Raw genomic sequence first — 22,749 nt, 5'->3', positions numbered from 1 at the left:
CTCACCATGGACCTCGACATCGTCGATCTATCGCGGCTGCAGTTCGCGGTAACGGCGCTCTACCACTTCCTGTTCGTGCCGCTGACCATCGGCCTGGCCGTGATCATCGCCATCATGGAGACCGTCTACGTGATGACGGGCCGCACCATCTGGCGCGACATGACGAAGTTCTGGGGCACTTTGTTCGGCATCAACTTCGCCATGGGCGTGGCCACGGGCATCGTGATGGAGTTCCAGTTCGGCATGAACTGGAGCTACTACAGCCACTACGTGGGCGACATCTTCGGCGCGCCGCTGGCCATCGAGGGGCTGATGGCCTTCTTCCTGGAGGCCACCTTCGTGGGCCTGTTCTTCTTCGGCTGGGACCGCCTGAGCAAGGTCGGCCATCTGGTGACCACCTGGTGCGTGGCCCTGGGCTCGAACTTCTCGGCGCTGTGGATTCTGATCGCCAACGGCTGGATGCAAAACCCCGTGGGCGCGGCGTTCAACCCGCAGACCATGCGCATGGAGGTCACCGACTTCTTCGCGGTGCTGACCAACCCCGTGGCCCAGGCCAAGTTCGTGCACACGGTCTCGGCCGGCTACGTGACGGCGGCCATCTTCGTGCTGGGCGTCTCGGCCTGGTATCTGCTCAAGGGCCGGCACATCCAGCTGGCGCGCCGCTCCATGACGGTGGCCACCTCGTTCGGCCTGGCCGCCGCGCTGTCGGTGGTGGTGCTGGGCGATGAAAGCGGCTACCTGTCGTCGGAGCACCAGAAGATGAAGCTGGCCGCCATCGAGGCCATGTGGGACACCGAGCCCGCACCGGCCGCCTTCACGGCCTTCGGCTTCCCCGACAAGGCCGCACGCGAGACGCACTACGCCGTGCACATTCCCTGGGTCATGGGCCTGATCGGCACGCGCTCGCTGACCACCGAGATCCCCGGCATCAACGACCTGGTCCAGCGCACCGAGCAGTACATCCGCAACGGCATCGAGGCCTATGGCGCACTGGAGGCCATCCGCGCCGCCGGCCCCACGGGCCAGGTGCCGGCCGAGGCCAAGGCCGTCTTCGAGGACAAGGGCGGGCAACTGGGCTACGCGCTGCTGCTCAAGCGCTACGTGGACGACCCGCGCCAGGCCACGGACGCGCAGATCGCCCAGGCCGCCTGGGACACCGTGCCGGCCGTGGGGCCGCTGTTCTGGGCCTTCCGCATCATGGTGGGGCTGGGCATGTTCTTCATCGCGCTCACGGCCGCGTTCTTCTGGCTGTCGGTGCGGCGCAGGCTGGACGCCCATCCGTGGATGCTCAAGCTGGCCGTGATCGCCATTCCCCTGCCCTGGATCGCGGCCGAGTGCGGCTGGATCGTGGCCGAGGTGGGCCGCCAGCCCTGGATCATCGAAGGCGTGCTGCCCACGGCGCTGGCCGTCTCCAACCTGGGCGCGGGCACGCTGCTGCTGACGATTGCAGGCTTCATCGCCATCTACTCCGTGCTCTTCGTCATCGAGATGAAGCTCATGGTGAAGGCCATCCGCAAGGGACCGCAGGAGGAAAGCGCACCGCACCTGACCACCTACTTCCCTCTGATGCAAAAACTCGCCCGCGGGCAATGACCAAGGGAGATTGTCACCATGATTCTTCACGAACTGATCAGCTACGACATCCTGCGCCTGCTGTGGTGGGGCCTGCTGGGCGTGCTGCTCATCGCCTTTGCCGTCACCGATGGCTTTGACCTGGGCGCTGCCGCGCTGCTGCCGCTGGCGGCCAGGACCGACGTGGAGCGCCGCGTCGTCATCAACTCGCTGGGCCCGGTCTGGGAAGGCAACCAGGTCTGGCTCATCCTGGGCGGCGGCGCCATCTTTGCGGCCTGGCCGCAGCTGTACGCGGTCTCGTTCTCGGGCTTTTACCTGGCCATGTTCGCGGCCCTGGTGGCGCTGATCCTGCGGCCCGTGGCCTTCAAGTTCCGCAGCAAGCGCGAGGAGCCGGCCTGGCGCGCGCGCTGGGATGCCGTGCTGTGCATGGCCGGCGTGGTGCCCGCGCTGATCTTCGGCGTGGCACTGGGCAATGTGCTGCAGGGCGTGCCCTTCCGCCTGGCGCCCGACATGCGCATCTACTACGAGGGCACGTTCTTCGGCCTGCTCAACCCGTTTGCGCTGCTGGCCGGCCTGGTCTCGCTGTGCATGCTGCTCATGCATGGTGCGTCCTGGCTGGTGTTCAAGACCGAGGGCGATGTGGCCGCGCGCGCGCGCCGCTTCGGCATAGTGGCTGCCGTCGCCACCACGGTGCTGTTCGCGGCGGCTGGCGTGTGGCTGGCCGCGCTCAATGGCTACCGCATCACCAGCGAGATCAACACCACCGGACCGTCCAACCCGCTGTTCAAGACGGCTGCGCTGCAGGCGGGCGCCTGGTTCGCCAACTACCAGGCCAGGCCCGTGCTCTGGGCCGTGCCGGCCATCGGCCTGCTGATGCCGCTGCTGGCGGCGCTGGGCCTGTGGCTGCGCCGCGAGTGGCTGGCCCTGCTGTCCAGCGGCCTGGGCATTGCCGGCATCATCGCCAGCGTGGGGGCGTCCATGTTCCCGTTCATCCTGCCCTCGTCGCTGAACCCGCAGCACAGCCTCACGGTCTGGGACTCTTCGTCCAGCCATGTGACGCTGTTCATCATGCTGGTGTGCGCGCTGATCTTCGTGCCCCTCATCGTGGCCTACACCAGCTGGGTCTACAGCGTGCTGCGCGGCAAGGTCGACCCGATGGCCATCATCGAGGGCCGAGGCCACTCGTACTGATCCACCGAATCAAGAAACGACAGTCAACGTCAAGAAAGGACACAACACCATGTGGTACTTCGCCTGGTTGCTCGGCCTGCCGCTGGCGGCCGCCTTCGCGGTGCTCAACGCGATGTGGTACGAACTGATGGACGACGAGGCCACGCGCCGCGAACTCCTGGCCCGGGAGAAATAAAGCTCCCCCTGAGGCGCTTCGCGCCTTCCCCCTCTCTCTTCGGGAGGGGGACGACACCCTCGCTGCGGGGGCGGCCCTTGCTCGGTGTCCCTCGCTTTGGGCTACGCCAGTTTTTGCACGCGCTTACCGCTAATGAAGCATTGCTGTAAACACAATGAGCTCCCTCGGGAGCTCATTTTTGTACGCAGGCTTGCCAAGTTCAATCGTCGGTGTCATCCGCCTTGGCGCGGCCCTTGCCGCCCGTGATGCGGTCCTTCAGATCCAGCAGCCGCGTCACGGCCGTGCCCATGCCCATGAGCTGCATGGCGGTCTCGGGCGACAGGCGCTGCACGTCGTCGAACCAGTTCATGAGCCGGTCGATCAGCTCGTACATGTCGCGCATGCGCTGCTGGGCGTAGCGTTCCTCTTCGGTGGTGACTTCCTCCAGCATGGCGGCGCGCAGCATGGACTGGGTGGGCTCGATCTCGCGGCGGCGGCGTTCCTCGGCCAGGCGGCGGAAGATTTCCCAGACATCCTGCGGCGCCTCGAAATACTCGCGCCGGTCGCCGGGCTGGTGGCGCAACTGCACCAGGCGCCAGGCCTGCAATTCCTTGAGCCCCATGCTCACGTTGGAGCGCGAGAACTCCAGCGTCTCGGCGATCTGGTCGGCATTGAGCGGCTCGGGCGAAAGAAACAGCAGTGCGTAGATCTGGCCTACCGTGCGGTTGATGCCCCAGCGGCTGCCCATCTCGCCGAAGTGCGAGACGAACTGCCGGTTCAACGCCGGAAGAGGTTTGGATTGCGTCATGGCATGCATTGTGCCTGCGCGTGCGCGGCACGCTCCGGGCGGCTTGGGAAGCGATGTGTCAGCTTTCTGCAAGTCGCGCCCAAAAGGCGCACAATGGCGCCTTTGCGGGCTTGCGGCCAGGCGGCCCGGGCCCTGCGCCTTCCCGCCCCGTACCGACTACAGATTGCCCCATGTCCCACGCTAGCCGCAGTGCGCTGATCGACTGCACCAAGGGCCTGGCCTGTGCCGCCATCATCTGGCACCACCTGGCCTTCTACGGCCCCATGTCCGATATCGCCCATCCGGCCGCGCCGGACCTCATCGACTGGCTCTATGAATATGCGCGCATGGCCGTGCAGATCTTCCTGGTGCTGGGCGGCTACCTGGCTGCGGCCAGCATGGCGCCGCAAGGCCACGGCCAGCACAGCGATCCGTGGTCGCGCATCGGGCGCCGCTTCGTGCGTCTGGTCGTGCCCTATGCGGTGGCCCTGGTCGTGGCCATCGTGGTCTCGGCGGCCGTGCGGCCCTGGTTCGACCATGCCTCGGTCTCCGGCGAGCCCGATCTCTGGCAACTGGTGGCGCATGCGCTGCTGCTGCAGAACATCGTGGGCGAGGAATCGCTGTCTGCGGGCGTCTGGTATGTGTCCATCGACTTCCAGCTGTTTGCGCTGACTGCGCTGCTGCTGGCTGGCACGCGCTGGGGCGGTGCCTTGCTGCGCCGCCGCTTTGGCGGCGACGCCCTGTCACGCTGCTGGCCCTGGGCGCTGAGCGTGGCGCAGGCGCTGGTGGTGATCGGCGTGACCGCTTCGCTGCTGGGCTTCAATCTGGATGCGCAATGGGACGTGTGGGCGCCGTACTTCTTTGGCGCCTACGGCCTGGGCATGCTGGCCTACTGGGCCGCGCATGCGGACAAGTCCTCGACGGCCTGGAGCTGGTCCCTGCTGATCGTGGCCCTGGTCGTGGCGGCACTGGCACTGGAGTGGCGCGACCGCATCGCGCTGGCCGGTGCCACGGCGCTGGCCCTGGTCGTGGCCATGCGCAGCCCCGCGTTTGCGCAGGCACAAGGCTGGGCGCCGCTGCGTCGGCTGGGCAAGATTTCGTACTCGGTGTTTCTCGTGCACTTCTCGGTCTGCCTGCTGGTCAATGCCGTGGAAAGCCATTTCTGGCCACATTCCATTCCCGCCGCCCTGCTGGGCATGTGCACGGCCTTCGTGCTGTCGATTGCGGCCGGCCATCTGCTGTACGAGCGCGTGGAGCGCCACGTTCCCAGCTGGCACATGGCGCTGCGCTGGCAGGCGGGCCTGGTGGGCACCGGCCTGATCGCGGCGTTTCTGGCAGGCCTGCGCTGAGGCGCCGTGCGTCAGTCCACAAACAACAAAGGCAGCCGGTTGGCTGCCTTTTTCGCTTCACGCCGGTCGGCGTTCAACGGTGCAGCTCGCCTGCGCTTTCCGGCTGGAACTCGATGGCATCCACGCGCACGGTGACCTGGCCCGAGGGACCGGCCATGCGCGACTGGTCGCCCACGCTCAGGCCCAGCAGGGCAATGCCCACGGGCGCGAAGACCGACACCTTGTCGGAGCTGCCATCCATCTCCTTGGGATAGACCAGGGTCAGCGTATTGGACTTGCCCGACTCCAGCAGCGTGAAGCGCACGGTGGAGTTCATGGTCACCACGTTGGGCGGCATTTCCTTGGGTTCGAGCACGTCGGCGCGGTCCAGCTCGGCCTCGAGCGCGTCGCGGCCGGGGAAGGCGGGTTGCTTGTCCAGCAGGGCCTCGATGCGCTCCAGGTCCAGGGACGAAAGAATGATGTGGGGCTTGCGCTCCATGGTGTTGGCTCCCTTGTGTGCTTGCGCCGTGGCTGCAGTGAAGGGCAGCGGCGCCCAAACGGACAAAAGCCCGGGCAACGCGGTTGTCCGGGCCAAGGCATCTTCAGAAAAGAGAAAAGCACCAAGTTGGTGCGATAGACCCATTGTGCAGGCCCGTGTGGGTTCTGCCAAGCGAACCCGCACGGTGCGGTGCGGATTGGCGTGGGCTTGACGCGGCCTGCTGCGAGCGCTACTGCGCGCGCGTGCTGCCCAGGGCCTTGAAAAAGATCAGCTCGGGGTCGCCGGGGTCCAGGTTGTCCACGCGCCCGCTGGGCACAAAGCCCGCCTGGGCGAACAGCGCCTGCGCGGCCAGGTTCGATGCATTGGTCGAGGTAAAGAGCTTGTCCGTGGTGCAGCGCTGCCGGGCCGCCGCCAGCAGTGCAAGCGCCACGCCGCTGCGCCGCGCTGCATCTGCCACGGCGATGAGGGAGATGAACCCATGGCCGAAGAATCCGGGCTCCAGCACGACAAAACCCGGCACGGAGCCATCCCGCTCGGCCAGCAATACCGCGCCAGCGGCCGTTTTCTCCCGCAGAAAGGCCTGGCGTTCAGCATGGCTGCGGGCATATGGATCGCAGGCCAGCAAGGACGGGAAGTCGCTGTCGATGGCAGGGCGGATGTGGTGCATGGGTCTGGATGGCATGGATCAGGGGCATTGTCATCGTTCTGGATAACGGGCTGCTGCGCAGCTATGATCTGTATGTTTGTACAGTATTCATCGTTGCGGGAGCGAACCCCATGCGCGCCAACCCAGACCTCTCTCCGGAGCCGGCCTTCATTCCCCTGCACGCCATCAAGGGCCGGGGCGCAGCCAGCCAACTGGCCCACCGTTTCACCACCGACCCGCGCGAGGCCTTCGATGACGGTTGGGGCAGCCTTGAGGCGCCGGCCGAAGACGAGGAAGCCGCGCCCCTGCGCACCGAACTGCGCTGGGAGCAGGCCCGCTCGGCGCTGAGCCGCCACCAGTCGCCCGACCTGCCGTTTCACGTGGGGCTCAATCCCTACCGGGGGTGCGAGCACGGCTGCATCTATTGCTATGCCCGGCCCACGCACAGCTACCTGGGCTGGTCGCCGGGGCTGGACTTCGAGACCCGGCTCATCGCCAAGCAGAACCTGCCCGAGCTGCTGCGCGCCGAGCTGTCGCGCGCCAGCCATGTGGCCGCGCCCGTGATGCTGGGCTCGGTCACCGACTGCTACCAGCCCGTGGAGCGCGAACTGGGGCTGACGCGCCGCCTGATCGAAGTGCTGGCCGAGGCGCGCCACCCGTTTTCCATCGTCACCAAGGGCAGCGGGGTGGAGCGTGACCTGGACCTGCTGGCCCCGCTGGCGCGCCAGGGCCTGGCCTCGGTGCACATCACGCTGACCACGCTGGATGCCGACCTGGCACGCCACCTGGAGCCGCGCGCCGCCGCGCCGCACCGCCGGCTGCGCAGCATCCGCGCGCTGACCGAGGCGGGCGTGCCCGTGGGCGTGAGCCTGGCACCGCAGATTCCCTTCATCAACGAAGACCTGGAGAAGGTGCTGGAGGCGGCCGCCGACGCAGGCGCGCGCCACGCCTTCTATGCCGTGCTGCGCCTGCCCTGGGAAGTGGCGCCGCTGTTCGAGCAATGGCTGCAGGTGCACTACCCCGACCGCGCCCGCCGCGTGATGGAGCGCGTGCGCGACCTGCACGGCATCCAGGGCGAGCAGCGCGAGGCCGGCCGCGTGTACAACGCCGAGTTCGGCCAGCGCATGAAAGGTACCGGCCACTGGGCCGAGCTGCTGCGCCAGCGCTTTGCCCTGGCCTGCCGTCGGCATGGGTTCAACCGCGAGCCGCTGCGGCTCGATTGCAGCCTCTACCACCCGTCGCTTTTGCTGCCGCAGCGCAGCCTGTTCTGAGAGCCTGCGTGCCAGGCACAGGCCAGGGCATGGTCCGCTAGCGGTAGTCGACCAGCTCGGACAAGGCGGCTGCCAGCGGGGAGCGCACCGACGATCGCAGCCACACCATGCCCACTTCGCGGGACGGGCTCGGAGGGGGCAGCGGCCATCGGCGCGTTCTGGCATCCGGCGGTCCCAGCACGGGCCAGTCCGGCAGGATGGAGACACCGAAGCCTTCCGCAACCAGCTGTGCGATCTGCTCGATGCCGTCCAGCTCGAAGCGGACCTTTGGCTTGATGCCGTGGCCCCGCAGGTATTCATCCGCCATTTTTCCTGCCACCACCTTGCGGTCGTACTGGATGAAGGGCTCGCGTGCGGCCGTGAGCAGCGGATCGCGCACCTTCATGTCCCGGGGCGCGAGAAGAATCAGCGCCTCGCTGCGCATCAGCCGCCATTCGCAGGTCTTGGGCATGGCGAAGGCCGGGTGCACAAGGATGGCCGCATCCAGATGGCCGGCCTGCACCTGGTCCAGCAGCAGTGAGGAAGTGCCGGGTTCGATGTAGACGCGCACGGCCGGATGGGCGCTCATCCACCGGCGCAGCAGCGGGGGCACGAGGCCCATCAGCGCCGTGGGCGTTGCCCCCAGCCTCAATGGGCCTGCGGGAAGCTCGGTGGCCGATGCGGCCGACCTCAGGTTCTCCACGGATTTGAGCACCTCCCGCGCATGCTCCACGATCCGGGCGCCCACGACGGTGGGCCGTACCGTCCGGCCCACCCGCGTGAGCAGTGCGCAGCCCACGTCGGCCTCCAGCGCACGCATCTGCTGGGCCACGGTGGTGGGCGGCAGGTCCAGCCTGCGCGCGGCGTCGGCCATCGAGCCGCAGTCCACGACGGCAATGAAGCTCTGGAGAAAGCGCGAATCCATGCGACGCATTTTGCGTCATCTGAACCATGGGACACCATCTTTGTTGCAGATCTCCTGAAGCGCAAAGTTCGCTCGTTCCCGCTTCCAAACCATGTCAGGAGAGCTCATGCCCCTCATCGAATCCATTGAAGTCTGCGTTGCCCGCGTGCCGCTGGACAAGGTCACCTATCTGTCGAACCGCACCGTGGTCGACCGCCACTACGGACTGGTCAAGGTCCGCAGCAGCGACGGCGTCGAAGGCATCGGCTTTTGCTATGTCGGCAATGCGGCGGGCGAGCTGTTCCGTGTCGCGGTCGAGCAGCTGCTCGGTCCTGTGCTGCTGGGCCGCGAGTCCCTGGCCGTCGAAGGGCTGTGGAAGGAGATGTACCAGGAGGCGCTGCTGCAAGGCCGCATGGGCACCGTGATGCGCGCACTCAGCGCTCTCGACATTGCGCTGTGGGACCTCAATGCCCGCACCGCCCAGTTGCCTTTGCACAAGTACCTGGGCGCGGTGGAGCTGGACACGGTGCCGGCCTATGCCAGCGGCGGCTACTACGTGGACGGCAAGACCGCCGGCCATGTCGGCGAGGAGATGGCCGGCTATGTCGAGCTGGGTTTCAAGGCGGTCAAGATGAAGACCGGCCGCTGGTCGCCCCAGGGCGAGGAGTCGCGCGTGAAGGCGGCGCGCGAAGCCATCGGCCCGGACGTGGAGCTCATGCTGGACTGCAACAACGGCTGGGTGGACACCGTGCAGGCCATGCAGTACCTGCGCCGCATGGAGGCGTACGACCCCTATTTCATCGAGGAGCCGTTCAGCCCCGACGATGTCGAAAGCCACGCCCGCCTGGCAAAGCTCACCCGCATTCCCGTGGCCACCGCGGAAATCGGCTATGGCCGCTGGTACCACAAGCATCTGCTCGACATGGGCGCCGCATCCATCCTGCAGACCGACGCCGCAGTCTGCGGGGGCATTACCGAGTGGAAGCGCATTGCCGCCATGGCGGCGGGCTATGGGCTGCAGATGTGTCCGCACTGGTTCCACGATGTGCACGCGCCGCTGGTGGCCGCGACCCCCAATGCGCGCTATGTCGAGTTCTTCTGGGATGACCAGGTGCTGAACTTCCGCCGCCTGCTGGACCGCCAGCTGGCGCAGGAAAAGGGCCGTGTCGTGCTGCACCAGACGCCGGGGCTCGGCTTCAATTTCGACGAGGCGCAGGTGTCCCGGTTCGGCCGCTGGACCTCGGTGGCGTAAGACCGCCGCCAGCCCATCATCCAAGGAGACAAGCCATGCAACGCAGACAGTTCCTGACCTCGGCCGCCGCAGCCACCGCCCTGCATGCCCATCCGGGCTTTGCACAGGCCAGGCCGCCGGCGGGCCCGGTCAAAATCCTCGTCGGCTTCTCGGCAGGCGGCGGCACGGACATCCTGGCGCGGATCATCGCCAACCGGCTCAACCAGCTGTGGGCCATTCCCGTCATCGTCGAGAACCGGCCAGGGGCGGCGGGGCTGATTGCCGCTGCCGAGGCCGCCAGGGCCGCGCCCGATGGGCAGACGCTCATGATGGGCCACATCAATGCCCTGGGCATTGCCCCTGCGCTCAACCCCAGGCTCGGCTTCTCGCCGGAGCGGGACTTCTCCGCCATCGCCCTGGTGGGCCAGACCCCGCAGGTCCTGGTTGCCAGCCCCAAGGCTTCCGCCACCATGCAGGGCCTGCTGGCCGCGTTGAAGCAAAAGCCGGGGGAGGTCAGCTTCGGCTCCTCGGGCACGGGGTCGGCCCAGCACCTTGCGCTGGCGCTGTTCGAGCAGACTGCGGCGGTGTCCGCGCTCCATATCCCGTACAAGGGCGCGTCGAACGTGATGACGGATCTGCTGGGCGGCCAGATCGACTATGCGTTCGAGGGGATGACCACGGCGGCACCCTTCATCAAGGGTGGAAAAGTCCATGCCGTGGCCCAGACGGGCGTGAAGCGCGCCAAGGCCTTCGCGGAGATTCCCACTGTGGCGGAGCAGGGCTATTCCGGGTTCAACGCGAGCATCTGGTTCGGCCTGGTGGGCCCCGCAAGAATGCCCGCCGATCTGGTGGCCCGCATCAATGCGGACGTCAACCGCATCCTGGCCATGCCCGAAGTGGTGGCCAAGCTCGAAGAGTTCGGCGCAGAGGATGGAGGGGGGACACCGCAGCGCTTTGACGCCTTCATGCGCGATGAACGGGCGAAGTGGGCCCGGCTGATCCAGGCGCGCGGAATCAGGGTGGAGGGCTGAGGCGGTGGCCGAGGTGGCCCGGCGCGGCCCTCAAATCGCCTCCAGAAAAGACCTCACCAGCAGGCTGTCGCTGCGCTCGCGCATGCAATAGACATAGGTGGTGGTGCTGGCCGGGTCGCCCGCGATGCGCAGCGGGCGAAAGCGCGGGTCGGGGATGAATTCGGCTTCGGACACGGCGCCCAGTCCCAGGCCGCGCGCCACGGCTTCGCGTATGGCTTCGCGGCTGCCGATCTCCAGTTCGGTGCGCGGCTGCACTCCGGCGGCCTGCAGCACCGATTCCAGCGCGGTGCGCGTGGTCGAGCCGTGCTCGCGCAGCAGCAAAGGCTGGCCCTGCAGTTCGGACAGCGCGATTTCGCTGCGCCGCGCGAAGGGATGGGCCACATGGGCGAACAGCACGATGGCGTGGCGCGCGTACTCGCGTGCCAGCAGCTCCGGGCGGTCGTAGAGGCCGGCGAGCACGGCCACGTCGGTGTCGTAGCGTTCCAGGTCGGCCAGCACCTGCTGCGAGTTGCCCATGCGGATGGACAGCTGCATGCCCGGGTGCCGTGCGCGGTAGGCGGCCACCATTTCGATCACATGGAAGGGCCCCACGGCGCCGATCTTGAGCTCGCCCTGGTGCAGCTGCCCCGAGTCGCGCAGGAAGAACTCGGCCTCGGCCTCCAGCGCCATGATTTTCTGCGCCATGGGCAGCAGTCTGGCGCCTGCGCCCGTGAGCGTCATGCGGTAGCCGCGGCGGTGGAACAGCTCGATCTGGCTTTGGCGCTCCAGCGTGGCGATCTGGGTGGAGATGGTGGGCTGGCTCACGCCCAGTGCGCGGGCGGCGGCGCTGAGGCTGCCGTGGTGGGCGACGGCGATGAAGGCGCGGTAGCGGGCGTTGCTCACGAAAGTCGGTATCTCATGGTTTTGTCTATGGATGCTGTCAAAACCGATTCTGAAACTTTCACATGGCAGAAATATGTCGCTCCTAGCATTCAGCCATCCCCACCCGCCTGGCGATTTGGCCGGCGATTCACGGATCCACCGATCTGCCGATGTGCCTGACCTGATGCAAAGGAACGCTCCCATGAAGATGAACCGCAAGACCTGGCTGCGCCATGCCGGCGCCGTGCTGGCCCTGGCCGCCACCGCCGCCACCGCTACCACTGCCGCCTTTGCCCAGAGCGCCGAGCTGCGCGTGGGCCTGATCCCTTCGGAGGACGCGCAGGCCATGATCCGCGCCAGCCAGCAGGTCATGGACCAGCTGGCCACCCGCACCGGCATGAAGGTGCGGCCCTTCGTGGCCAATGACTACAACGGCGTGATCGAGGCGCTGCGCTCCAACAAGATCGACATCGCCTTCCTCGGCCCGTTCTCGTACGTGCTGGCCAGCCAGGTGGCAGGCGCCGAGGCCTTTGCCGTGGCCGTGACCAAGAAGACGGGCAAGAGCGCGTACCACAGCATGGTGATCTCCCGCAAGGACAAGGGCCCGGCCAGCGTGGCCGACCTCAAGGGCCGCAGCTTTGCCTTTGTGGACCCGACCTCGGCGTCGGGCCACCTGTTTCCCAAGGCCGGGTTGATGGCCGAGGGCTTCGATGCGGACAAGGGCTTTTCGCGCGTGATCTTCTCGGGCTCGCACGACGCCAGCATCATGGCCGTGGCCAACGGCAAGGTGGATGCGGCGGCCGTGGCCGACCGCATCTTCGACTCGGCCGTGAGCAAGGGCCTGGTCAAGCGCGAGGACTTCCAGATCGTCTGGCGCTCCCAGCCCATTCCCGAGTCGCCCATGACCTGGCGCAAGAACCTGGACGCCGGCACCAAGCAGAAGGTGGCTGCGGCCCTGGCCGAGGTCAAGGACCTGCCCTGGGGTGACCAGGGCGTGCTCGACGGTTTCGCGGCCACGGATGACAAGGCCTACGACGTGGTGCGCCAGACGGCCAAGGCCCTGAAGCTGGACCTGGGGAGCATGAAATGATCCGCATCCGTCAATTGCGCAAGAGCTATGGCAGCAACCACGTGCTGCATGGCATCGACCTGGATGTGCAGCCCGGCGAGTTCGTCGTCATGCTGGGCCTGTCGGGGGCCGGCAAGTCCACGCTGCTGCGCTGCATGAACGGCCTGGCCCGCGCCGACAGCGGCACGCTGGAGGTGGGCGGCATGGACCTGATGCTGGGCGGCGGCAGGCACAGCCGGCGCGAGCTGGCTCGCCACGTGGCCATGGTCTTCCAGCACCACAACCTGGTGCCGCGCCTGTCGGTGCGCAAGAACGTGCTGACCGGGCGCCTGGGCCAGACCGGCACCCTGGCCTCGGTGCTTCAGCTGTTCCGCGAAAGCGATATCCGCCTGGCCGACCAGTGCCTGGAGCGCGTGGGCCTGGCCCACAAGGCGCTGGAGCGCACCGAGGCACTGTCGGGCGGGCAGATGCAGCGCGTGGGCATTGCCCGCGCGCTGGCCCAGCAGCCCCAGGTCATCCTGGCCGACGAGCCCGTGGCCAGCCTGGACCCCAAGACCGCGCGCAGCGTGCTGCAGTACCTGCGCGATGCCACGCGCGAGCTGGGCATTGCCGTGGTCTGCAACCTGCACCAGGTGGACTACGCGCGGGAGTTCGGCGACCGTGTGCTGGGCCTGGCCCAGGGCCGCATGGTCTTTGACGGATCGCCGCAGGCGCTGGACGAGGCCGCGCTGCAGGCCATCTACCATGCGCAGCCCACTGCAGGGCAAGGCGCAGGGCAGGGCGCAGAGCCGGACACACCTCCGGGCACGGCGGCCATAGGGCCTGCCGGCCTGCATGCGCAGGCGCCGGTGCCTGCCTCGTGGATGCGGGCCAGCGCGCCCGCAGGAGGACTGTGATGACCAGCGCCAATTCCTGGAGCCCCGAGCCGCGCGACCGCTGGCAATGGACCGCGCCGCGCCCCCACGGCGCCCTGGGCTGGACCGGCTATGCGGCTGCGGCCCTGGCCATCGCCTGGGTGCTGCACTGGAGCGCGGGCGGCGCGCAGATGAGCTGGGGCGAACTGGCGGCAGGCATGCCCCAGATCGCGGATTTCGTGGCGCGCTCCGTGCCGCCGGACTGGAGCATGCTGCCGCGCCTGATGGCGCCCGCGCTGGAGACGGTGCAGATCGCCATCTGGGGCACGCTGCTGTCCGTGGTGCTGGCGCTGCCGCTGTCCTTCATCGCGGCCAGCAACCTGCATGGCTGGCACTGGCTGCGGCGCATCACGCGGCAGTTCCTGAACGTGGTGCGCAGCATCAACGAGCTGATCCTGGCGCTGGTCTTTGTCTCGGCCGTGGGCCTGGGGCCGTTTCCCGGCGTGCTGGCCCTGGCCCTGCATGGCATGGGCATGCTGGGCAAGTTCTTCGCCGAGAGCATCGAAGAGATCGACGACGGCCCGCTGCAGGCCCTGCGCAGCGCAGGCGCCACGCAATTGCAGCTCATCGTCTTCGGCGTGATACCGCAGGCCATCACGGCCTGGATCGCGGTCGTGCTCTACCGCTTCGAGGTCAATCTGCGCTCGGCCACGGTGCTGGGCATGGTGGGCGCGGGCGGGCTGGGGTTCGAGCTGGTCGGCAGCCTCAAGCTGTTCCGCTACCAGGAGACGGCCACCTGCATCGTGGTCATCACCGTGATGGTGATCGCCGCCGATCTCGTCTCCCACTGGCTGCGCCGCCGCATCCAGCAGGGCACCCGCCATTGAGGGCTGCGCTTTTCCCGGCGCCCCCGTTTCATTCAAAGGACCGATTTGTGTGGACCTATCACAACCCCGTTGCCATCCATGCCGGCCCCGGCCGCCTGGACCGCCTGCCCGAGCTGCTGGCCGGGCGCGACTGCCTGCTGGTGACGTTTCCCGAGGCCGAATCCCTGGGCCTGGTGCAGCAGCTGCGCCAACGGCTGGGCAGCCAGCTGCGCGGCGTGGTGGACGGCATTGCGCCCAACCCCGATGTGCAGTGGCTGGCCCCGCTGTATGACCGCGTGCACCGCGAATACGCCGAGGTCCCGTGCATCGTGGCCCTGGGCGGCGGCAGCGCCATCGACTCGGCCAAGGCACTGATGTGCGCCACGCCCACGCGGCGTTTCGGCGAACTGCTGCAGGCCCTGGAGCAGGGGCTGGCCCTGCCGGCCGCAGGCCACAAGGCGCTGATCGCCATTCCCACCACGGCCGGCACGGGCAGCGAGGTCACGCCCTGGGCCACGATCTGGGACCAGGCCGCTGGCCGCAAGCACTCGCTGCACCAGCACTGGACCTGGCCCGAGGCCGCCATCATCGACGCGCAGCTCATGCAAAGCCTGCCGGCCGGCGCCACGCTGGCCTCGGGGCTGGATGCGCTGTCGCATGCGCTGGAGTCCATCTGGAACCGGCACCGCAATCCCGTCTCCACCACCTTGGCCGTGGGCGCCGCGCGCCGCACCCTGGCCACGCTGCCCGCGCTGATGCAGGACCTGGGCAGCCTGCCGCTGCGAAGCCGCATGGCCGAGGCCGCCCTGATGGCCGGCCTGGCCTTCTCCAACACCCGTACGGCGCTGGCGCATTCGCTGTCCTACGACATCACGCTGCGCCATGGCGTGGCCCACGGCATTGCCTGCTCGTTCAGCCTGCCGCTGGTGCTGGAGATGGCCCTGGGCGCCGACGACCAGGCCGACGCGGCCCTGCTGTCCATCTTCGATGCCGCCACGGGCGAGCTGGCCGTGCAGCGCCTGCGCAACTTCCTCGAAGGCCTGGGCGTGGCCACCGATCCCGCCCACTACGGCGTGCCTGGGGATGAGTGGCAGCAGCTGCTGCAGTCGGCCGCAGCCGGCCCGCGCGGGCGCAATTTCATCCGCACGCTGGAATGAACAGGCGCGTGCGGCCCTCTTCTGTTTGAACCTCTTTCCTAGTCAAAAAGCACCATGAACCACACCACCGTCTCCACCGCCGCCGCCGATCTGTCGCCGCTGCAGGCCGTCATCTTCGACTGGGCAGGCACCCTGGTCGATTTCGGCTCGCTGGCGCCCACGCAGATCTTTGTCGAGGCCTTTGCCAGCTTCGGCATCACCATCACCCTGGCCCAGGCGCGCGGTCCCATGGGACTGTCCAAGTGGCAGCACATCCACGAGCTGCTGCAGGACGAAGGCATCCGCGCGCAATGGCACAAGGCCTTCGGCCAGCAGCCTGGCGACGCCGACGTGGATGCCATCTACGCCCGCTTCATGCCCATGCAGATCGCCAAGGTCGGCGAGTTCTCGGCACCCATCGAAGGGGCGCCCGAGCTGCTGGGCTGGCTGCGCGCGCAGGGCTTGAAGGTGGGCTCGTGTTCGGGCTATCCGCGTGAAGTCCTGAACCAGCTGCTGCCCCAGGCAGCGGCCAACGGCCTGGCTCCCGACCATGTGGTGGCCGGCGATGAAATGGCCGCAGGCGGTCGCCCCGGCCCCTTCATGGCGCTGGCCAATGTGCTGGCGCTGGGCATCGGCGACGTGCGTGCCTGCGTGAAGGTGGACGACACCGTGCCCGGCATCGAGGAAGGCCGCAACGCCGGCATGTGGACCGTGGGCCTGACCCTGTCCGGCAACGAAGTCGGCTACTCCCCCGCCGAACTGGCCGCCGCCCCCGCCGAAGAAGTGCGCGAGCGCGTGGCCCGCGCCGAGGCCAAGCTGCGCGCAGCTGGCGCCCACCACGTGATCGCCAGCGTCAAGGACCTGCCCCAGGTGCTGGAGCGTATTGCGCAGGACATGCGCGCTGGCCATAGGCCAGGTTGAGGCAATCTGCCCTGCACCTGTTGGGCTCATCACCCTTTGAAACTGGCGCGGCCAAAAAAACAGGGACGCCGAGCAAGAGCCGCCTCGCGGCGATGGCGTCGTCCCCCTCCCTTGCGAAGCAAGTAGAGAGGCGCCGTGCCACGGGGGGAAGGCGCGTAGCGCCTCAGGGGGTGTTCAACACCTCTGCATGATGGCGCAGATGGTCATCAATGAAGCTCTGGATGAAGTAGTAGCCGTGGTCGTAGCCGCCGTGGCGGCGCAGCGTCAGCGGCTGGCCGGCCTGGGCGCAGGCGGCCTCGAAGGCTTCGGGCAGCAGCTGCTTTTCGATCAGGAACTTGTCGGCCAGGCCCTGGTCCACGAGGATGCCGGCCGGGTAGGGCGCCTGGGTCTGCGCGGCCATCAGGCAACTGGCGTCATGCGCTTCCCAGGCCTTGCGGTCATCGCCCAGATAGCCTGAGAAGGCTTTCTGGCCCCAGGGGCAGTTGACGGGGTTGGCGATGGGTGCGAAGGCCGACAGGCTCTTGAAGCGGCCCGGATGGCGCAGCGCCAGCGTGAGCGCGCCGTGGCCGCCCATGGAGTGGCCGAAGATGCCCAGCCGCTGCGCGTCGATGGGCAGGCGTGCGGCGATCAGCGGCAGCAGCTCGCCCAGCAGATAGCTTTCCATGCGCCAGTGCAGTGCCCAGGGCTTGGTGGTGGCATCCAGGTAGAAGCCCGCGCCCACGCCGAAGTCCCAGGCATCGGCCTCGCCGGGCAGGCCTGCGCCGCGCGGGCTGGTGTCGGGCGCGATCAGCGCAATGCCCAGCTCGGCGGCCAGGCGCTGGGCGCCGGCCTTGGTCATGAAGGTCTCTTCGGTGCAGGTCAGCCCGGCCAGGTAGAGCACGGCAGGCACCTTCTCGCCGGCCACGGCCTTGGGCGGCAGGAAGACCGAGAACTTCATGTTCAGGCCGATCTCGGCGGAGAAATGCTCGTAGAAACGCTGTGCGCCGCCGAAGCAGGCATGGGCGTTCTTGAGTTCCAGGGGCGGCAGTGCGGACATGGTGTTCCTCAAAAAGAAAAATGCTACGGGCACCTTGGCAAGCGGTGCGTGCAGCATTCAAAGATGGGAGTTGATACGCTATACACGGTCAACGGCCCATGAAACTGGCGCTGCCCAGGCGCGCAGCGCCTCAGGGGGAGCTTCAGTACACGACGACGGAGCGGATGGACTTGCCTTCGTGCATCAGGTCAAAAGCCTCGTTGATCTCCGGCAGGCCCATGGTGTGCGTGACGAAGGGGGCCAGCTGGATCTCGCCGCTCATGGCCTGCTCGACCATGCCGGGCAGCTCGCTGCGGCCCTTGACGCCGCCGAAGGCCGTGCCCAGCCACTTGCGGCCCGTCACCAGCTGGAAAGGGCGTGTGGAGATTTCCTGGCCCGCGCCGGCCACGCCGATGATGACCGACTGGCCCCAGCCGCGGTGCGCGCATTCCAGGGCGGCACGCATCACGTTGACGTTGCCGATGCACTCGAAGCTGTGGTCCACGCCCCAGCCCGTCATCTCGACGATGACCTGCTGGATGGGCTTGTCGAAATCCTTGGGATTCACGCAGTCGGTGGCGCCGAAGGTGCGGGCCAGGTCGAACTTGGAGGGGTTGGTGTCCACGGCGATGATGCGGCCGGCCTTGGCCAGCTTGGCGCCCTGGATCACGGCCAGGCCGATGCCGCCCAGGCCGAACACGGCCACGGTGTCGCCTTCCTGGACCTTGGCGGTGTTCTTGACGGCACCCAGGCCCGTGGTCACGCCGCAGCCCAGCAGGCAGACCTGCTCGGGGTTGGCATCGGGGTGGATCTTGGCCAGCGAGACTTCGGCGACCACGGTGTATTCGCTGAAGGTGGAGCAGCCCATGTAGTGGTAGATGGGCTCGCCGTTGTACGAAAAGCGCGTGGTGCCGTCGGGCATCACGCCCTTGCCCTGGGTGGCGCGCACGGAAACGCACAGGTTGGTCTTGCCGCTCTTGCAGAACAGGCATTCGCCGCATTCGGCGGTGTACAGCGGGATCACGTGGTCGCCGGGCTTGACGCTGGTCACGCCTTCGCCGACCTCGACGACGATGCCCGCGCCTTCATGGCCGAGCACGGCGGGGAAGATTCCTTCCGGGTCGTCGCCCGACAGCGTGAACGCGTCGGTGTGGCAGACGCCGGTGTGGGTGATCTTGATCAGGACCTCGCCCTTCTTCGGGGGGGCCACGTCGATCTCGACGATCTGCAGGGGTTCTCCAGCCTTGAAGGCGACGGCGGCTTTGGATTTCATGGGCGTGTCTTTCTGTCGGGGTGGCTCAGGAACGGCAGTGCGCGCGCTCCGCGAAGCCTTGAATGTAGGCCATGGCCGGGCGGCCCGGCCGCATCATGGCCGCAGCCCCAGGTGATATGTCCGAATCTGAGGGGTGTGGCCGGCGTCGGCCGGGCCTGCTGGCCGTGGGTGCTTGCGTCTTTTCGTATAGTCCGCCCCATTCTTTCCACCCTGACCGCCTCCGAGCCCGCCGTTTCCCATGGACCACCGCCACGCCAGCGCCCACCGCATCGATCTTGTCGTCTACCCCGGCTTCAAGGCGCTGGAGGCCATAGGGCCCATGTCGGTGTTCGACTATGCCAACGTGCACCTGCGCGCGCGCGGCCAGAGCGACGGCTACGAGGTGCGCGTGGTCTCGCAGCGGCAAGGGCCCGTGCGCTCGGACACGCTGATGTCGCTGGAGGCCACGCATACGCTGGCCGGGCTGGAGGCTGCAGGCATGGGCTGCACCGTGGTCGTCGTGGGCTCGCGCCATATCGAGCAGGTGCTGGGCGGCTCGGCCGAGCTGGTCGCCTGGCTGGGCCGCGTGGCGCCGCGCGTGCAGCGGCTGATTGCGCTGTGCTCGGGCAGCTTCTTCCTGGCCGAGGCCGGTTTGCTGGACGGCCGGCGCGCGGCCACGCACTGGAGCGTGACGGCGCAACTGGCCCAGCGCCATCCGCGCGTACAGGTCGATGCCGATGCCATCTACCTGCGCGAGGAAATCCGCGATGGCGCAGGCAGCCGCCAGCTGTGGACCTCGGCCGGCGTGACGGCCGGCATCGACCTGGCCCTGGCCGTGGTGGAGGAGGATTTCGGCCACGCGCTGGCGCTGGAGGTGGCGCGTGACCTGGTCATGTATCTCAAGCGCCCCGGCGGCCAGTCGCAGTTCAGCGTGCCGCTGGCGGCCCAGGCCGCGCAGCACGGCGGCGTGCAGGCCGTGCAGCAGTGGGTGATGGCCCATCTGGCCGAGCCCCTGACCCTTGCGCAGATGGCCGAGCAGGCCCATATGAGCGAGCGGCACCTGCGCCGCGTGTTCCAGCAGGAAACCGGGCAAAGCCCCACGGCCTTTGTGGAGAGCGCGCGGCTGGAGGCGGCCAAGCAACTGCTGGAAAGCCAGGCCCATCTGCCACTCAAGACCGTGGCCGCGCGCGTGGGCCTGGGCTCGGAGCAGGCGCTGCGCCACCTGTTCGTGCGCCACCTGGGCATTACCCCGGTGGCGTACCGGGATCGCTTTGGCGGGCGAGGCGGCGCGGGCTGAACCGGAAACGCTCAGTTCTTTTTTGCGGTCTCGGCTGCTTCGGCGGCCGCGGCGCGCAGCTTGTCCTTCTTGCTGGGGCGGCGGCCCTTGATGCCGCCGTTGCCGTCCTGCGCCACCGGAGGCGGCGGCACGGGCTCGGTGGGCTCGAAGCCCGGCAACTGCTCCAGTTCAAGGTCCAGCTGGTTGCGCTTGCAGATCAGCGCCCAGTGCGCCTGGTCGGCCGGCGTCACGAAGCTGATGGCCGTGCCGTCCTCGCCCGCGCGGCCCGTGCGGCCGATGCGGTGCACATAGTCGGTGGCCGAGCGCGGCAGGTCGTAGTTGACGACCAGGGGCAGCTGGGTGATGTCGATGCCGCGCGCCGCCAGGTCGGTGGTGATCATCACCTGCCAGCGCTTGGCCTTGAAGTCGGCCAGCGCTTCCTTGCGTGCGCCCTGGCTCAGGTCGCCATGGAAGGCTGTGGCGAAGATGCCGGCCTTGTAGAGCTTTTCAGCCACCAGTTCGGCCGTGTGCCGCGTGGCCACGAAGACCAGGGCACGTTCGAGCGTGACAGGGTCGGTGCCCGCAGCGGTGTCGCCCTGCACCAGCTGGCGCAGCAATTGCGTGCGGCGCGCGCGGTCCACGCCAATGGCGCGCTGGGTGATGCTTTGCGGGCTGGCGGCATCCTGGCCTTCGGCGGCATCGACGCGGGCCTGAACGGGATCGTGCAGCAGGCCTGTGGCCAGCGATTGCACGGCATCGGGATAGGTGGCCGAGAACAGCAGGGTCTGGCGCTGCTTCGGCAGCAGGGCCAGCACGCGCTGCAGCTCTTCCTGAAAGCCCAGGTCCAGCAGGCGGTCGGCCTCGTCCAGCACCAGGTGGCGCACGGCGGACAGGCGCACGGCGTTGTGCTCCACCAGGTCCAGCAGGCGGCCCGGCGTGGCCACCAGGAAGTCGGCACTGCCGCGCAGCATCATCATCTGCGGGTTGATGGACACGCCGCCATAGACCACGCCGATGCGCGGCGGCTGCTTGAGCGCGCGGCCCAGGTCGGACAGCGTCTCGCCCACCTGCTGGGCCAGCTCGCGCGTGGGCACCACGATCAGCGTGGTCAGGGTTCGCACAAAGCCGCCCTGGGCACCCTGGGCCTTGCCGCCATCCATCCAGCGCTGCAGCAGCGGCAGCAGGTAGGCGGCCGTCTTGCCCGAGCCCGTGGGCGCACAGGCCCAGAGGTCGCGGCCCGCAAGCACGGGGGCGATGGACTGGGTCTGTATGGGCGTGGGATCGACCAGGCCCAGGTCTTGGAGGCTGGAGACCAGCGCCGGGCTCAGGCCGAGGGAGGCAAAGTTCATGGTGTGCAGGGAGTGGCTGGGGCCGGAACCCCGGCGCAAGAAAGGGCCGGCCACGAGGGCCGGGGGGGCATTGTCGGCGAAACCGCGCCGCTGCGTGAAGCAGGGGGCTTGGCCCCGGCGCTCAGGCCAGGCGGCGCAGCCGGCCAGCAGGTCGTTCACCAGGCCGCCTGCCGTTGCAGCCGGGTCGGTGGCGCGTGCCTGAGCGGCAATCTGGCATCGGCCGCACGAAGCGTTGAGTAAAGCGTCAGAGCAATTGCCAAAACCGGCGCGCAAGAGAAGGCCAGACCGTGACTCAAGGCGGGAGCCGGCCCAGCCTCTTCAGCTCCTTGAGCCGCCTTTCCGTGGCGCGGTCCAAGGCGTCTTGCAGCAGGTGCATCTTGCGTTTGTTGCAAGGAGCGCAGTCGTAGTAGCGTGAGGGCACTCCAAGGGGGTCAAGCTTCCTGTTCACCTCGAAGATTCTGATTCGCCCTGTTGGCTCGATATCCATGACGATGATCTTTCCGCTCTTGAACGTGACGGACGCACCTCCGGAGCATCCGGATCTATCCATGTTTTCTTCGCTGAAATAGGCTTTTTCCGAAATTCGGCGTATATGCTGCAATGCATATCGCACATCCTCCTCGGTCAGGATCACATCGTCGCAATCGAGCCATTTTTTATCCTCCCAAGCGGGGTTGCTTGATGAGGGGGCGAAGATATTGATTTTCTGGATGTTCTTTGCAGAATACCGGGCGTCAGCAGCATGAATCGTTGAGGCCATGACCATCGCTGAAGTTATTGCCCAAAAAAATTGGTGGTACTTCATGGTGTGTTCGTAGGAAGGTTCCAGTTTGCACCTTCTGCTTCGGTCAGATTTTTCCAACTTACCTCGGGATGTTTGAAGACTTCACCGGGCGACAGTTGCATGGAGTCCTGCAGTGCTTCAACAAGCCATGTCAGTGACCGGTTCTGAGCTTGGGTCGGGGCGGGATAGAGGCCGCGCTCTCCTCGCAATCTCTCGGGGGGCAAATCCGCTTCGTTGGAGGAAGGTTTGAACCCCTTCGGCAGCTCTGCTCGGCCGACCATCTCGATACCTATGGCCTCCATATTGCTCGGATAGCGTTCACCAGGAGCCTTCAGCATCTCGATGCGGTGTACCCCCTTTGCCTTCAGTCCTTCATAGTCCCTGGCCTTGCATTTCCCCACAAGCAGGCATCTCGCCTTCAGCGGGCCCACATGGTTGGCACGCTGATAGATGGCCGCAGTCTGGTAGATGGTGCCGTCCTTGTCGATCAGGAAGTGCGCCCCATTGGCCTTCGGGTTCCTGTAGCTGTTGAGCGAAGACTGGGCCGTGTTGGCATCGGTCTGGTGCACGACGATGCCGGTGATGGCGGCGGTCCGCTTTCCTCTCTCGATGGCGGGGCTGCGCGCATTCCTGACGCGCGCATGGATGAGCATTCCGTCCTTGTTGATTTCGACAAGCATGTGAGTCCCGGGGTTGCGTTGAATGGCAGCGGGCATTGCGCTGCGGCTCCATCCCGTTTGAGGGCGGGTCAACGGCCACCTTAAGGTGGATAG

General features: G+C 67.4%; 23 protein-coding genes. 13 read left to right on the top strand and 10 right to left on the bottom strand.

Annotated features, from left to right (window positions below):
• The first annotated feature begins 6 nt into the window (after positions 1–6).
• The 3 genes from INR38_RS23740 to cydX are packed head-to-tail and all read left to right on the top strand — an operon-like array spanning position 7 to position 2,938.
• Positions 7–1,593: a cytochrome ubiquinol oxidase subunit I gene (locus INR38_RS23740; protein ID WP_034391473.1), complete on the top strand. Its 1,587-nt coding sequence runs from the start codon at positions 7–9 to the stop codon at positions 1,591–1,593.
• Between the two features lie 18 nt (positions 1,594–1,611).
• Positions 1,612–2,763, top strand: coding sequence for a cytochrome d ubiquinol oxidase subunit II (cydB, locus tag INR38_RS23735; protein WP_207443553.1), 1,152 nt, complete (start codon positions 1,612–1,614; stop codon positions 2,761–2,763).
• A gap of 49 nt (positions 2,764–2,812) precedes the next feature.
• Entirely contained in the window at positions 2,813–2,938 is a 126-nt protein-coding gene (cydX, locus tag INR38_RS23730) for a cytochrome bd-I oxidase subunit CydX (RefSeq protein WP_012204319.1), read from the top strand.
• 199 nt (positions 2,939–3,137) lie between these two features.
• On the opposite strand, the gene INR38_RS23725 is transcribed toward cydX, so the two are convergent.
• Entirely contained in the window at positions 3,138–3,734 is a 597-nt protein-coding gene (locus tag INR38_RS23725) for a GbsR/MarR family transcriptional regulator (protein WP_012204320.1), read from the bottom strand.
• A gap of 161 nt (positions 3,735–3,895) precedes the next feature.
• Between INR38_RS23725 and INR38_RS23720 the strand changes: the two genes are divergently transcribed.
• A complete protein-coding gene (locus tag INR38_RS23720; RefSeq protein WP_207443554.1) occupies positions 3,896–5,053 on the top strand; it encodes an acyltransferase family protein in 1,158 nt (385 codons plus the stop codon).
• Positions 5,054–5,126: 73 nt separating this feature from the next.
• Here INR38_RS23720 and rnk read toward each other — a convergent pair whose 3' ends face one another.
• Positions 5,127–5,531, bottom strand: coding sequence for a nucleoside diphosphate kinase regulator (rnk, locus tag INR38_RS23715; RefSeq protein ID WP_013803451.1), 405 nt, complete (start codon positions 5,529–5,531; stop codon positions 5,127–5,129).
• Positions 5,532–5,760: 229 nt separating this feature from the next.
• Positions 5,761–6,198 (bottom strand): GNAT family N-acetyltransferase, encoded by a 438-nt coding sequence (locus INR38_RS23710; RefSeq protein ID WP_052155399.1) that lies wholly within the window; start codon positions 6,196–6,198, stop codon positions 5,761–5,763.
• A 110-nt stretch (positions 6,199–6,308) separates the two neighbouring features.
• On the opposite strand from INR38_RS23710, the gene INR38_RS23705 reads away from it, so the two are divergent.
• Positions 6,309–7,448, top strand: coding sequence for a PA0069 family radical SAM protein (locus INR38_RS23705; protein WP_207443555.1), 1,140 nt, complete (start codon positions 6,309–6,311; stop codon positions 7,446–7,448).
• A 37-nt stretch (positions 7,449–7,485) separates the two neighbouring features.
• Here INR38_RS23705 and INR38_RS23700 read toward each other — a convergent pair whose 3' ends face one another.
• Entirely contained in the window at positions 7,486–8,352 is an 867-nt protein-coding gene (locus INR38_RS23700; RefSeq protein WP_043823858.1) for a LysR family transcriptional regulator, read from the bottom strand.
• Positions 8,353–8,458: 106 nt separating this feature from the next.
• On the opposite strand from INR38_RS23700, the gene INR38_RS23695 reads away from it, so the two are divergent.
• Together INR38_RS23695 and INR38_RS23690 are read left to right on the top strand one after the other, a co-directional pair.
• Positions 8,459–9,583: a mandelate racemase/muconate lactonizing enzyme family protein gene (locus INR38_RS23695; protein WP_043823859.1), complete on the top strand. Its 1,125-nt coding sequence runs from the start codon at positions 8,459–8,461 to the stop codon at positions 9,581–9,583.
• Positions 9,584–9,618: 35 nt separating this feature from the next.
• Positions 9,619–10,593: a tripartite tricarboxylate transporter substrate-binding protein gene (locus INR38_RS23690; RefSeq protein WP_207443556.1), complete on the top strand. Its 975-nt coding sequence runs from the start codon at positions 9,619–9,621 to the stop codon at positions 10,591–10,593.
• Between the two features lie 30 nt (positions 10,594–10,623).
• Here the strand turns inward: INR38_RS23690 and INR38_RS23685 are convergent, their stop codons facing one another.
• Positions 10,624–11,475, bottom strand: a complete 852-nt coding sequence (locus INR38_RS23685) for a LysR substrate-binding domain-containing protein (protein WP_043823861.1) — start codon at positions 11,473–11,475, stop codon at positions 10,624–10,626.
• Positions 11,476–11,656: 181 nt separating this feature from the next.
• Here INR38_RS23685 and phnD point away from each other — a divergent pair, with 181 nt between their 5' ends.
• Genes phnD through phnX form a run of 5 tightly spaced genes read left to right on the top strand, consistent with a single transcriptional unit; the run spans position 11,657 to position 16,300 of the window.
• Positions 11,657–12,544 (top strand): phosphonate ABC transporter substrate-binding protein, encoded by an 888-nt coding sequence (gene phnD, locus INR38_RS23680; protein WP_013803445.1) that lies wholly within the window; start codon positions 11,657–11,659, stop codon positions 12,542–12,544.
• Positions 12,541–13,419, top strand: a complete 879-nt coding sequence (gene phnC / locus INR38_RS23675; protein ID WP_034391485.1) for a phosphonate ABC transporter ATP-binding protein — start codon at positions 12,541–12,543, stop codon at positions 13,417–13,419. The genes phnD and phnC overlap by 4 nt, the downstream gene beginning before the upstream one ends.
• A complete protein-coding gene (gene phnE, locus INR38_RS23670; protein WP_013803443.1) occupies positions 13,419–14,264 on the top strand; it encodes a phosphonate ABC transporter, permease protein PhnE in 846 nt (281 codons plus the stop codon). Before phnC ends, phnE begins: the two co-directional genes overlap by 1 nt.
• A 47-nt stretch (positions 14,265–14,311) precedes the next feature.
• Entirely contained in the window at positions 14,312–15,400 is a 1,089-nt protein-coding gene (psrA, locus tag INR38_RS23665; RefSeq protein WP_207443557.1) for an iron-containing alcohol dehydrogenase PsrA, read from the top strand.
• Between the two features lie 54 nt (positions 15,401–15,454).
• The gene (gene phnX, locus INR38_RS23660) at positions 15,455–16,300 is read left to right on the top strand and encodes a phosphonoacetaldehyde hydrolase (protein WP_141829278.1); all 846 of its coding nucleotides are present in this window, start codon (positions 15,455–15,457) and stop codon (positions 16,298–16,300) included.
• A 163-nt stretch (positions 16,301–16,463) separates the two neighbouring features.
• Here the strand turns inward: phnX and fghA are convergent, their stop codons facing one another.
• Positions 16,464–17,336, bottom strand: a complete 873-nt coding sequence (gene fghA / locus INR38_RS23655) for an S-formylglutathione hydrolase (protein WP_278251427.1) — start codon at positions 17,334–17,336, stop codon at positions 16,464–16,466.
• Positions 17,337–17,478: 142 nt separating this feature from the next.
• Positions 17,479–18,588, bottom strand: coding sequence for an S-(hydroxymethyl)glutathione dehydrogenase/class III alcohol dehydrogenase (locus tag INR38_RS23650; RefSeq protein WP_012204334.1), 1,110 nt, complete (start codon positions 18,586–18,588; stop codon positions 17,479–17,481).
• A 238-nt stretch (positions 18,589–18,826) separates the two neighbouring features.
• On the opposite strand from INR38_RS23650, the gene INR38_RS23645 reads away from it, so the two are divergent.
• On the top strand, positions 18,827–19,864 hold the full coding sequence (locus INR38_RS23645; RefSeq protein ID WP_012204335.1) for a helix-turn-helix domain-containing protein: 1,038 nt from the start codon (positions 18,827–18,829) through the stop codon (positions 19,862–19,864).
• 11 nt (positions 19,865–19,875) lie between these two features.
• Here INR38_RS23645 and INR38_RS23640 read toward each other — a convergent pair whose 3' ends face one another.
• From INR38_RS23640 to INR38_RS23630, 3 genes are all read right to left on the bottom strand, one after another.
• Positions 19,876–21,192: a DEAD/DEAH box helicase gene (locus tag INR38_RS23640; RefSeq protein ID WP_207443558.1), complete on the bottom strand. Its 1,317-nt coding sequence runs from the start codon at positions 21,190–21,192 to the stop codon at positions 19,876–19,878.
• Between the two features lie 292 nt (positions 21,193–21,484).
• Positions 21,485–21,997, bottom strand: coding sequence for a hypothetical protein (locus tag INR38_RS23635; RefSeq protein ID WP_207443559.1), 513 nt, complete (start codon positions 21,995–21,997; stop codon positions 21,485–21,487).
• A complete protein-coding gene (locus INR38_RS23630; protein WP_242699172.1) occupies positions 21,994–22,656 on the bottom strand; it encodes a peptidoglycan recognition family protein in 663 nt (220 codons plus the stop codon). The genes INR38_RS23635 and INR38_RS23630 overlap by 4 nt, the downstream gene beginning before the upstream one ends.
• Positions 22,657–22,749: the final 93 nt, after the last annotated feature.

This window comes from Delftia sp. SD018 (genome assembly GCF_017355445.1).
Lineage (GTDB): Bacteria > Pseudomonadota > Gammaproteobacteria > Burkholderiales > Burkholderiaceae_C > Comamonas > Comamonas acidovorans.
Note: the sequence above shows the minus strand (reverse complement) of the source record. Positions and strands in the feature narration are given on the sequence as shown.